This is a genomic window from Streptococcus henryi DSM 19005, from assembly GCF_000376985.1.
Taxonomy (GTDB): domain Bacteria; phylum Bacillota; class Bacilli; order Lactobacillales; family Streptococcaceae; genus Streptococcus; species Streptococcus henryi.
The window spans coordinates 65,874-77,240 of sequence record NZ_AQYA01000026.1 but is presented as its reverse complement, the minus strand read 5'-3'; the positions used below and the strand labels follow the sequence as shown (position 1 = coordinate 77,240).

14 protein-coding genes and 1 pseudogene are annotated in these 11,367 nt (G+C 38.6%); 2 read left to right on the top strand and 13 right to left on the bottom strand.

What is annotated here, in order from left to right:
• Positions 1-363 precede the first annotated feature (363 nt).
• From F601_RS0103120 to rsmD, 4 genes are all read right to left on the bottom strand, one after another.
• Positions 364-591, bottom strand: a complete 228-nt coding sequence (locus tag F601_RS0103120; protein WP_018164211.1) for a DUF3923 family protein — start codon at positions 589-591, stop codon at positions 364-366.
• A gap of 140 nt (positions 592-731) precedes the next feature.
• Entirely contained in the window at positions 732-1,850 is a 1,119-nt protein-coding gene (locus F601_RS0103115) for a SepM family pheromone-processing serine protease (protein WP_081600863.1), read from the bottom strand.
• A complete protein-coding gene (coaD, locus tag F601_RS0103110; RefSeq protein WP_018164209.1) occupies positions 1,792-2,286 on the bottom strand; it encodes a pantetheine-phosphate adenylyltransferase in 495 nt (164 codons plus the stop codon). Before coaD ends, F601_RS0103115 begins: the two co-directional genes overlap by 59 nt.
• 223 nt (positions 2,287-2,509) lie before the next feature.
• On the bottom strand, positions 2,510-3,049 hold the full coding sequence (gene rsmD / locus F601_RS0103105; RefSeq protein ID WP_026183086.1) for a 16S rRNA (guanine(966)-N(2))-methyltransferase RsmD: 540 nt from the start codon (positions 3,047-3,049) through the stop codon (positions 2,510-2,512).
• Between the two features lie 198 nt (positions 3,050-3,247).
• On the opposite strand from rsmD, the gene F601_RS12620 reads away from it, so the two are divergent.
• Positions 3,248-4,084: a hypothetical protein gene (locus F601_RS12620; RefSeq protein ID WP_018164207.1), complete on the top strand. Its 837-nt coding sequence runs from the start codon at positions 3,248-3,250 to the stop codon at positions 4,082-4,084.
• Between the two features lie 63 nt (positions 4,085-4,147).
• Here F601_RS12620 and asnA read toward each other — a convergent pair whose 3' ends face one another.
• The 5 genes from asnA to relB all read right to left on the bottom strand — a co-directional run bounded on the left by asnA (position 4,148) and on the right by relB (position 7,434).
• Positions 4,148-5,140, bottom strand: a complete 993-nt coding sequence (asnA, locus tag F601_RS0103095) for an aspartate--ammonia ligase (protein WP_018164206.1) — start codon at positions 5,138-5,140, stop codon at positions 4,148-4,150.
• A 128-nt stretch (positions 5,141-5,268) separates the two neighbouring features.
• A complete protein-coding gene (locus F601_RS0103090) occupies positions 5,269-5,715 on the bottom strand; it encodes a GNAT family N-acetyltransferase (protein ID WP_018164205.1) in 447 nt (148 codons plus the stop codon).
• The gene (locus tag F601_RS0103085; RefSeq protein ID WP_018164204.1) at positions 5,712-6,797 is read right to left on the bottom strand and encodes an MmcQ/YjbR family DNA-binding protein; all 1,086 of its coding nucleotides are present in this window, start codon (positions 6,795-6,797) and stop codon (positions 5,712-5,714) included. The genes F601_RS0103090 and F601_RS0103085 overlap by 4 nt, the downstream gene beginning before the upstream one ends.
• A 12-nt stretch (positions 6,798-6,809) precedes the next feature.
• Positions 6,810-7,157 (bottom strand): type II toxin-antitoxin system RelE/ParE family toxin, encoded by a 348-nt coding sequence (locus F601_RS0103080; protein WP_018164203.1) that lies wholly within the window; start codon positions 7,155-7,157, stop codon positions 6,810-6,812.
• A complete protein-coding gene (gene relB / locus F601_RS0103075; RefSeq protein ID WP_018164202.1) occupies positions 7,138-7,434 on the bottom strand; it encodes a type II toxin-antitoxin system RelB/ParD family antitoxin in 297 nt (98 codons plus the stop codon). Before relB ends, F601_RS0103080 begins: the two co-directional genes overlap by 20 nt.
• 507 nt (positions 7,435-7,941) lie before the next feature.
• Here relB and F601_RS12250 point away from each other — a divergent pair.
• On the top strand, positions 7,942-8,202 hold the full coding sequence (locus F601_RS12250) for a hypothetical protein (RefSeq protein WP_018164201.1): 261 nt from the start codon (positions 7,942-7,944) through the stop codon (positions 8,200-8,202).
• A 329-nt stretch (positions 8,203-8,531) separates the two neighbouring features.
• Here F601_RS12250 and cas2 read toward each other — a convergent pair whose 3' ends face one another.
• The 4 genes and pseudogenes from cas2 to cas7c all read right to left on the bottom strand — a co-directional run bounded on the left by cas2 (position 8,532) and on the right by cas7c (position 11,367).
• The gene (cas2, locus tag F601_RS0103065) at positions 8,532-8,825 is read right to left on the bottom strand and encodes a CRISPR-associated endonuclease Cas2 (RefSeq protein WP_018164200.1); all 294 of its coding nucleotides are present in this window, start codon (positions 8,823-8,825) and stop codon (positions 8,532-8,534) included.
• Between the two features lie 10 nt (positions 8,826-8,835).
• Positions 8,836-9,849 (bottom strand): annotated as a pseudogene (gene cas1c, locus F601_RS12245) (type I-C CRISPR-associated endonuclease Cas1c).
• Positions 9,846-10,517 carry a CRISPR-associated protein Cas4 gene (gene cas4, locus F601_RS0103050; protein ID WP_018164199.1) on the bottom strand — a complete coding sequence of 224 codons (672 nt, stop codon included), beginning with the start codon at positions 10,515-10,517 and terminating at the stop codon, positions 9,846-9,848. Before cas4 ends, cas1c begins: the two are co-directional and overlap by 4 nt.
• A gap of 1 nt (position 10,518) precedes the next feature.
• Positions 10,519-11,367 carry a type I-C CRISPR-associated protein Cas7/Csd2 gene (gene cas7c, locus F601_RS0103045; RefSeq protein ID WP_018164198.1) on the bottom strand — a complete coding sequence of 283 codons (849 nt, stop codon included), beginning with the start codon at positions 11,365-11,367 and terminating at the stop codon, positions 10,519-10,521.

Below are 11,367 nucleotides of genomic sequence, written 5' to 3'. Positions count from 1 at the left end.
CAATCTCCCAGCCATCCTTATGGTAGTCTGAAATAAGTTCCTTATCTAAGCGTTCTAAGCAATGAGCCAAACTCTCTGTAAAGACCTTACTCATCAAACTCATTATTTCTGTTTCTAACTCAGATAAATGTTTACTAGTCTTTAAAATTTTTCCAATCTTTGTTACAATAGTCATAGGTTCTATATCCTTTTGGGTTATTTCGTCATTTCCTAGGATATAGGACTTTTTTTATTTTGAAAACATGTAAACGTTTTTCCGAGTATTATTTTACACTAACATGCTTATTTTAGTGCAAGTCGAATACAATCAAAATCTGAAAAAGAGCTGACTTTCGCCAGCACTAAAACCTATAATTAACCACTTCATTTTTCATGGCTTTTTTTCCATAAAACAATTCCAGCCAACTGACAGCAAATCAAAAAAATCAAACCAAATGTCCAATAAAGGAAACTTGTCCATTTCATTGTCACGGTTTGGTAGATACCATTGCCATCAATAGATCTAATGAATATTAAGAGGCAGCCATCTAAGTAGATAAAAAGAATCAGAGACTCTAGTCCTACCATTAATCTTTTTTTCCAAGTTACCATAGTTCTCCTCGATAATCATAAATTAAATATACTTGTCTTCTTAAATTAATTTCAGTTTACCCTAGAAAACTTAATAAAAGATTAATTAAAAAGAACCATGATGTTCACCAACACCACAGTTCTTAAAACAAATTTCGAATTTAACTCGTTTTTTCAAGATATTCAATAGCTTCTTTAGCAGTTGTTACAGGTACAATTTTCATATCAGTCCCTATAGCTTTGGCTGCTTCTAAAGCCTCTTCATAGTTAGTTTTTGTGTCTGGGTATTCTTTTAGAATTTCCTCGTTGATTGGATTATTTGGAACAAAGAAGACATCTGCTCCAATTTCATCAGCAGCAACTACCTTTAAAGCAGCTCCGCCGATATCTCCAACCGAACCATCAGATTCAATAGTCCCAGTACCTGCAATGATTCTTCCCTTACGCAAGTCTTCATCTACCAATTGATCATAAATATCAAGGGTAAACATCAAACCAGCACTCGGTCCACCAACACCTTCAGTATAAAAATGAACATCTGTATCAGATTCAACACCTGTATGATCCACTAGGCTAATTCCAATACCATTTTTACCATTATCTAGTTTAATAACTTTACCTTTAGCTTCTTTTTCTTCACCCGAAGAGGTATATTGGACAGTCACATCAGATTTCAATTTTAGCTTGGATACATAGGCTATCAACTCTGCGGAACTATCAAAAGTTTTACCATTTACACCTGTTACCGTATCAGCAATGTTTAAAATTCCTTTAAAGGTTGAATTGTCATTGACACTAAGAATATAAACTCCCTTGTATACCAGTTCTACATTTTTCCCCGCCAATGATAATGCTTGATAGGTCGCTGTATTTTGAGAACTCTGCATAAAATAATCATTTATTCTCAGATAGTCGTCATTACTAGCACCACCTGTCATAGCTTCTGCACTGATAATCTCCGTATGTGGGGTTACCCATGCATAAATAAGCTGTGCAAATGTTGCACGGCTGACACTGACAGCAACAAAATTATAAGAACCGTCTGCCTCGTCATCTTTATCATCTACTGAAAGAACCTGTCGAATATCATAGGCACCACCGGGAGATTCCATATAAAACGGCAGAGGAACAAATAAACTAAAGGTTACTAGAACAGCCAGAAGACCTAGTAGCCACCATTTTAGACGGTTAAAAATTTGCTTAAAATTCTTTAAAGGCTTCTTAGAGGTATTTATAGCCACGTTTTTTCTCCACTTCTCTAACAACACACTCAGGAACATACTTACTTATATCTGATTTAAAATGAATGAGCTCCCTAACATGTGTTGAACTAAGGAATTTCATATCCAATTTTGTCATTAAAAACACAGTATCTAATTCAGGTGCTAATTCATGATTATAAAAATCTAGCCGTGCTTCCAAATCTAAATCTTCTGCACCTCGTAAGCCCCTCACCAAATGCGTTACTTTTAATTGCTTAGCAACATCAACAGCTAAAGCACCACTAGCAGTAATAATCTCAACATTAGATAGGTCAGCAAAAGTCTCTTCAAGCATAGACTTGCGCTCTTCAACCGTAAACAAACCTTTTTTAGCATTGTTAAAAAAAACGCCAACATAAAGTTTGTCAAAAAGCTTACTGGCACGTCTAATTATATCAACATGACCATTTGTTACTGGGTCAAAAGAACCTGTAAAAAGTCCAATTTTATCCATTCAATCCTCCTCAAGATAAAAAATAAGGATATAAAAAGGGAAGATCAATGTCACAAAGACATCAGACAATAAGCTTCCCTCACGAAGTTTGAGGGTAAAAGAAGAGCAATAATCAGAAATGTCTTGTCCTTATTCTAATCAAACTGAAGCCCACCCCGAAATAAGACAATTCTAGAGAAAGCAAACTAAGTCAGTATTCCCAATTTCCAAAAAAAGTGACAGACTATCGAATATAAACAGTCACCTTAGAAATGCCATAAGTTTTCTGCTTCCAAATTCCAAAACTTGCAATTTCCTCAGGCAAGTCCACAGACTTATCAGTCTCACAGACAAGCATAACATCCTCTGACAGCAAATCTCTTTCATCAAGAATCATAATATTCTTGACAATCTCCTCCTTGGCATAAGGCGGATCCAAAAGAACTAAATCAAATTTCCCAGCCAACTGTTCCAAAGCACGATTCGCGTCCATCTTTAACAAAGTAAATTGTTGCTCACTCTTAGTCATCTTAATATTTTCCTGGATAATAGCTTGCGCACGACGATCACGTTCGACTAACACAGCTTCATCCATCCCGCGTGAAACAGCCTCAATAGCTAAGCTTCCGCTTCCTGAAAATAAATCTAAAACACGGCCCCCATCAAAGAAAGGACCAATCATATTAAAAATAGCGCCCTTGACCTTATCAGTCGTTGGACGAGTCGTTTGGCCATCCAAGGTTTTCAAAGGACGACCACCAAATTTACCAGCTACTACTCTCATAAGCAATATTATAGCAAAAAGTCCCACTTAATGCCAAAAGGATAGCAAGACAGACTAAAACTTTCCTAAAAGAAAAACTATTTCAGAAAATCTAGAAAAAAGTGATGTTCATTACCAGAAAACGTTTACAACGCCGAGGAAAAGTGCTAAAATGAAGGCATAAAATTTCACATATCAAATTATTTTAGGAGAGGAAAAATGAAAAAAATTAAAAGTTTTATTTTCTTAGCAGTTTGTATTTTCTCATTACAAGTTAATCAAGGAGTACTTGTTAACAATAGTATTATAGATAACATAAGCAATCAGTCCACTATTGTATCGGCAGATAGTAAAGGGGATAAAAAGAATTCATCAGATAATAATATACGACAAGCTAAAAAAATAGTTAAAAATCTTGAAAAAGAGCCATCCGAAGAAAAACTATTAAATGCCAAAAAAATTGTAAAAAAAGTAAAACATAAAGAAACAAAATCATCTTTAAAGAAACGAATTTCCAAAGTAGAACAAACACTTATCATTGATAAAGCAGATAAAGCTGTTAAAAACCTTGAAAATAATCAAATACGGGAAAATATTTCTGATGCTCAGCAAATTACTGATCGTGTTAAAAATGATGATAAGAAAGCTGACTTAAACAGAAGGATTCAGGCTGTATCAAATGCCATTACAACTCGAGAAAATGATGCAGAAGTTGCTGTTAAGAATCTTGAAAATGATCAAAATCGAAATAACATTTCAGAAGCTCAAACAAAAACTGGATATGTTTCAGATTCCGAAAAAAATGCTGATTTAAACAGAAGAATTACTGCAGTAATATCCGCCATCGAAAGCCGTGAAGCTCAAGAACAGGCTGCAGCACAGCAAGCCGCTCAAGCAGCCCAAGACCAAAGTACTGCAACTGTATATATCACAGCAACAGGTAAAAGATACCACCTATCACCTAATTGTAGAGGTTTAAATAATTCTAAGAGCACAAGCTCGACGACACTATCTGATGCTGAGGCCAGAGGCCTAACATTATGCCAATTCGAATAATATAAAATCGTTAGAACTTAGCTTCTAACGATTTTATATTATAGTTAAAATAAGAAATACATCCTACAAGATATTTTCGAATGTATCTCGGACTTCTTTTGGCCAAACACTGGATTGAACTTCGCCAATGTGTTTCTTACGAAGCAAGAACATAGCCATACGAGATTGACCAATACCACCACCAATACTTAGTGGGAAGAATCCACGAAGTAAGGTCTTGTGCCAGTCAAATTCTAAACGGTCTTCATCTCCTGTAATAGCACACTGACGCTTAAGCGCATCTTCGTCAACACGAATCCCCATAGAAGACAACTCAAAAGCTGTTCCCAATTGTTCATTCCAAACAAGGATATCACCATTTAGACCGTGATAACCATTTTCAGATTCTGTTGTCCAGTCATCGTAGTCAGGTGCACGACCGTCATGAGGTTGACCATCTGCTAAGACACCACCAATACCAATCAAGAAGACTGCACCATACTCTTTAGCAATAGCGTTCTCACGCTCTTTAGGAGTCAAATCAGGGTAACGTTCTACCAATTCCTCAGTATGAATAAAGGTAATTTGCTTAGGCAGGATTGACTCAATATCAAAGCGTGCCTCAACTGCCAGCTCCGTCAAACGGATAGCCTTATAAATCTTTTCAACTGTTTCTTTCAAATAAGCCAAGTTACGGCGTCCATCAGGAATTACTTTTTCCCAGTCCCACTGATCAACATAGACAGAGTGAGTAGGATCCAGAGAATCCTCATCTGGACGAAGAGCTTTCATATGAACAAAAAGCCCTTCCCCTTCATTAAAACCAAAGCGCGCCAATGTATGACGTTTCCACTTGGCTAATGAATGGACAACTTCAAACTCAGCTTCAGGAATTTTCAATACCTTAACAGATACAGGGTGCTCAATTCCAGACAAATTATCCTGCATACCATCCCCGACCTGACTGAGAATAGGTCCTTGAACTTCAACGATTTCCAATTTGTCAATCAAATACTGAGTGAAAGTATTCTTAACAAAAGAAATCTCCTGTTGCTGATGAATAAAGCTTTTCTTCATATATGCTCCTCCTTATAAGATTTTTTAAAATAGTCTTGTTAAAATAATTAACAATAGGGCTATTATACACTTATAGGAGACAAAAGAAAAGGATTTTAGCAAATTTTTTGAATTTTTCAGCAGTTTTTTCAAACCCTGTCATCACCATCATTAAAGCGCTTCAAAAATCGTTTCTGGTCTGGTCGAATTTCATATCCCATTTTCTGGTAAAAGGCATGTGCTCCGCCACGAGAAATCCCTGAATTGACTCGAATACCCGCAACTTTTGCCTGCCTAGCTAGCGCTTCACAGGCCACCATCAAGTCACTTGCTATTCCCTGTCTCTGAAAATCAGCTGAAACAGCTAAGGCCATGAGATTCCAAAGAGGTTCAAAATAGAGGGTTTCATAGAGTTGAGCATGGAGGTAGCCAATAACCCTTCCATCCACTTCTGCTACCAAAAAATGATGATGAGGATCTGCCATTAACTTCTCCAACTGATTTTGTGTAAGAGAAAGAGGAACGTCATAGCCTAAGCAGTCACGATTAAGCTTATGAAGTTCAGTAGCATCGCTGAGTCTAATTTTTCTAATCATTCAGGCAGCTCCTTATTGATAGCCTCTATTAATTCCTTGGTCATACGTCGCGGTCCGCGGACGGCACGCACACCCAGTTCTTTCATGGCTTCAAAAGGAAAGAGACTGTCATCAAAAGTATGAATAAGCTCTACCTTCATCAATTTCTTAATGTCTGGATAGTCAGGATAGATGGTGTTGTCAATTTCTGCTTCCAGACAGCGACAGACATAGCGAATGGCTTGAACTGGTGCGGTGACATACATGAAGACTAAATCGCCCTTTTGGATTTTGGCCTTCTGCGTCCAATATACCACCTTGCTTTCGGCAAATTCTGCGTCGATGTCAAAGTATTTGGGATTGGCTGGAATGACCCAGTAATCTGGACCAGACTGACTGCGATAGCCCACAGGCATGGTCAAAGCTCTGCTATTGTCCACCAAATCCGCCAACAAATCTTGGGGCACAGTCCCGTCGAGAACCACCGACACCCAAGACTTCTTGTTCATGTGGTAGCTGGGGTAAATGCCGGCCTGAGCCTGGAGGTCCGCCATGCGACTGGGGTCCACCTTGAGATTGACAATCTCCACCTCGGCCTTGAGCGCTTCTTGGTCCCAAAGCTCATCACCTAAATCCAGCTTCTCACGCGCCAACGTCATGAAGAGAGCATACCACTTGTTATTGCTGGGGTTGCGATAGGACAAAAACTTAGGATACTTGTCAAAAGGATGGTCATAGCTATCCCCGTATTTTTGGGAAATATGCTGCGCTAAATCATTGCCCTGATCAGAGACCAGAGGCATGTCAAGAAAACAGTGCTGTGCAATGCTCGACAAGATTTGCCCATAAGCTTCACGCACCTCCCCGACAAATGCACCAGCCGGCGCCGTCACCCGATAAGCCGCGTAATCCTCATCCATGTCCAAATCCCAGAGCGCCCCCGAAACCTGCCCAGCCCCATCAATCCGGACCCGCGCCTCAAAAGCCCCATCCATAATGGTCGCACGGTAAAGGAAGCCCTCCCCTTCAGCCACAAAACCAAAAGGCAAAAGCGTATCAAAACCAACCCGCTTGCGCTTAAAAAAATCAGATTCGAAAGACATAACAGGACCTTTCTAAATATTGTCTCTAGATAATATTTCAATGTAGTTGCTTTGTGATCCTACTATTCTTGAGATGACAACATCTCTTTTTTCTTCTTGAATAAAATAAAAAATTAGATATTTATCAACAACTATACCTCTTACTCGATGAAGGTATGAAACCTGTTTACCATATTTTGACTCAACATCAAATCCAACATATGGAAATATACTCAAACCTTGAAGCGCTCTAGTAATTCGATCAATAAAATGATCTGCTCCTTGTTTTGAAAGTAATTGTTTTAATATATAGTTATAAATGGCATCAATATCATTGGAGGCCTTATCCGATAGAATAACATTATAAATTTCCAAGTCCATATTTCTCTCGAACCTCATCTAATGTTTTGGTTTTACCTGCATGATACTCTGCAATTGATTCAGCTACATCCTGCTGAAGACTCTTAAATATTTTCTCTTTACGTAGTTCCTCTTCTGTCAATAAAGGAATCTCTTGTCTAGCAACGATGTTTTCCAAAAATAAATTATAAGCCTTTGTCATATCAAGATTATTATCAGCGATAACTTTTTTTGCTTCTTTTAATAATTCAGAATCAGTCTTAAAACTAACCTGTACCTTTTTTTCAACAATATCCATGACTTCACCTCTATATATCCTTTTGTATAGTTTATTATATAGCTTTCTGTATATAAAGTCAAGTAAAAAGCCGAGACATGCTCCACTTTTACTGATTAATACAACCAAGAATGAATTAGATATTCAAAAAAGGTATCTCCTATTAATTTAAAATCATTACCTTTGACAACCAATTACTAGTACAGTATTTCTAAAAGTATAATACTTCATCCGTGCAGCGACGGATGATAATTCAACTTTTCCATCGGCTGGCGCAATTTCAATCCACGAACTCGCGAAGGGTGCGACAATCAACGGCACACAATCGGCGTCATTGCTGACCAATTTCAATCCACGCACCCGCGAAGGGAGCGACTCTACGGTCAATTTTTCAAATACGTGTGTAACCCATTTCAATCCACGCTCCCGCGAAGGGTGCGACTTAGTGCTGATGAAATTGTCATACTCATCCTTGTTATTTCAATCCACGCACCCGCGAAGGGTGCGACATCTATGGAGGTTAACCAAATGGATTGGTTAAAAATTTCAATCCACGCACCCGCGAAGGGTGCGACACAGCTACAGCAACAAAACATTATGCAGATTATATTTCAATCCATGCTCCCGCGAAGGGAGCGACCCTTTGTCATCAAGTTCTATGGCATCAACATCAATATTTCAATCCACGCTCCCGCGAAGGGAGCGACTTTTTATATTTCTTACCTTTGTATTCTTCTCCATATTTCAATCCACGCTCCCGCGAAGGGAGCGACAAACTATTTTATTTAACACGTCAGCTGACCGAGAAATTTCAATCCACGCTCCCGCGAAGGGAGCGACACATACAACTTGTTAAGCGGAAATATTTTAGTTATTTCAATCCACGCTCCCGCGAAGGGAGCGACTACAGCAATGTTTAACTAACTCTGAGTGGGTGGAGATTTCAATCCACGCTCCCGCGAAGTGAGCGACGGCGCGTAGTTGCACCGTTTGTGGCAAAAAAAGTACTCTTACTCAGGCTCTTATTACCCAATAATCGACCTATTTCACCACTAATTCTTCATTTTTATGAGCGAATGACCCAGGTTTTGATGTGTAACCTAGGTTCGCACATAAGATTATAGGAGCAAGACCCCCACATCTGGGTCATAACTATCATCTCGACCAATTGTCTCTACCCTATTCTGCCAGTTTTTTCCCAACAGATAAAAGCGGATACTATCAGACTCTTGGTCGATAATTGTGAGCAACTCATTCTTAATTTCAACGAACTCTGCTGGAGTTACCGAACACTCAAAAACAGAGTTTTGTACACGTTGACCATAATCCACACACAATTTTGCAACATGACGGAGTCGCTTACGTCCTGCTGCCGTTTCTGTATTGACATCATAGGTCACTAAAACCATCATAAGATTACTCCTAGATTAAAAATGGAGGGTAAGATTCTAGATCTCCTCGGACTGCTTTGGCCAATAGCTGAGCTTGAACATAAGGTAGGAGCATTAATTTCACTTTTTCTTTTGTAAAAGGATGTTCAACTTCAGTATGCTTACGCTTCTGCCAAGCTTCAATAAAAATCGCTCGACCTTTTTCTGTTAAAATAACACTGCCATTTTCTTTGATGTCAAAGTGTTTCTTAGTTAGTTGTCCCTTGTTAATCAAAGAAAAGACAAAACGATCAACGATATAGGATCGAAATTCTTCAACCAAATCCAAAGCTAAACTAGCTCGTCCAGGACGATCCGTATGATAAAAGCCAACATAGGAATCCAAACCAACTGCCTCAAGAGCGGACTGACATTCATAGGTTGCCAAATGACAACAAGGCGTTGATACAATCCAAAGGTGGGCGACGAGTTCGTCCATCAAATTGAAAGGTTTTCTTATCAGTTAAAACCAAATCATTGAAAGCTCGAAAATACTGATTGGCAGCCTGACCTTCGATACCTAACAAGGTTTCCTTATCTGGAGCTGCTTGTATCATTTCTAAGGCCCATGTCAATTCCGTATTAATTTCTTCAAATAACTGACTATTAATGCGATCCCTATGGTCACGCTTGAAACGAACTAAATATTTTCTGGAATTAGATACTTTTGCCAAAATAAACCTCTTGGCATATTCTAGAGAGTTTATATCATCAGCTAAGCGGTATTGTTCTCGTCTCAGTAAAACATTTCCATTCGTTGGCCCAACAAAACGACCACAAAATCTCCCTTGAGGAGTATGGAAAGAAAGGTTAATCTGATTTTGAGCACAGAGTTCAATCAGAGATGGTGATGCCCCTAAATAAGAAAAGCACACAATCCCATCAATAATCCGATACGGAAAACGACTAACAATTTTTCCTTCCTGTTTGACAATAATATTGTCACGCTCACGGGTCAGAAAAAATTATCCTGTGTCAGATACAAAGTATTCAAAAGTTTTTTCATATACTTTCCTCACTCAACAAAGACTGCCTGATATAATTTTCAACATTACGAGACTTTTTACTTAATCGTGGCATACAAATATCTACTAATGAGCATAAGGAACAATTCTTAAAATATTCGGCCTTATCAATAATTTTTTGCTCATAATAAGTGTGCATTTGTTCAGCTAAGTCATACACTTCCTGACGCAGTTGATCCGTAATCTCTATTTCCTTTTTCTGATTGACACTATGATAATAGAGGTAACCGACTTCAATATGACATCCCATAGTTTCCTCTAGACAAATAGTTTGAGCAACCAATTGAACAATGTCACGAGTGTCCTTTTTAGGCTTTCCTCGTTTATACTCAACGATTCTAGGAATCCAGTTGCCACGTTTTCCTTTTAGCTTCACACCAGACTCGTCTTTGTGAAATTCGACTACATCCAGGATGCCATATAAACCCAAAGTTTTAGAGGAAACATGCATTGCTCTTGAAGTAATGACATCTTTGCGCTTTTCTTTGATATAGGGGTTATCTGCTTTTTGGTGTAAAATTTGTCCGTGGGTTGTTGCTTCATTTTCAGCCCAAACTTGTTCAATATGAATTAGACCCCACTGTCTCTTGCAAAACTGAAAATGCTGAATACCAGATAACATAAGGTAATCATTTTCATCATAGACCATCTTAAAGCCCTTCTAAAACATCAACTTCCAATCCCTTAGCTTGATAATCTGCCAATTTTTCTTGATTCAGATGAATGCCATAATCTTCATAGCTATCCTTATCTTGCTTATCCTTGTCAAATTCTAACAAATCAAAGACACGCGCACTAGAAACGTTTCCTAATTTGCTTGCATGAGTGAACCAAAACACCTCCCGCACACGCATAGAACCTTCTGGTCGAGCAGATGAGGCATCGTTTTCAAAGAGACTGACTAGTGCTTCTTTAATGACTTCAGCATCTGCATCACTAAAGCCAGTTTTCTCAGCAAAGTTAGCATTAATGGAACCTTTGACAAGATAAACTCCGTAGTCTACAAAGTGTTTGGTTCCCATGGTATCAGAAGACCGGCCACTTTCACTCTTGGCCTCCATACCATTAGTACTGCGAGTAATCTGCAGACTTGAAATGACAATTGGTTCTAAAGATTTTGCCATGCTGATTGACACTGGTCCGCGTACACCGATTGATTTCTTCAAGTATGTAAACACCTGCCCAAAAGCACGTACATCCAGCCACATTTGGTTTGCTTGTTCTTCAATGTCACTGTCAGGTGTTTTAGCTGTGAAATGATTTGAAAAACGTTTTTCCAAGGATTTAAATTCGTCCTCGATTCGATCTCCCGCTTGTACAAAGATAGGTTGCCCCATATCTTGCATACGATTGCGAATCTTGCGTTTGATTGAGACATCGCTCATCAAGCCGTAGCCTTTGGCATCTGTTCTTGGCATATTACCTGAGAGCGGATCTCCATTAGCATTGGCTTCTCGCACTTCAACTGTTACCATAAAATCAATCTTATTTTCCAACAT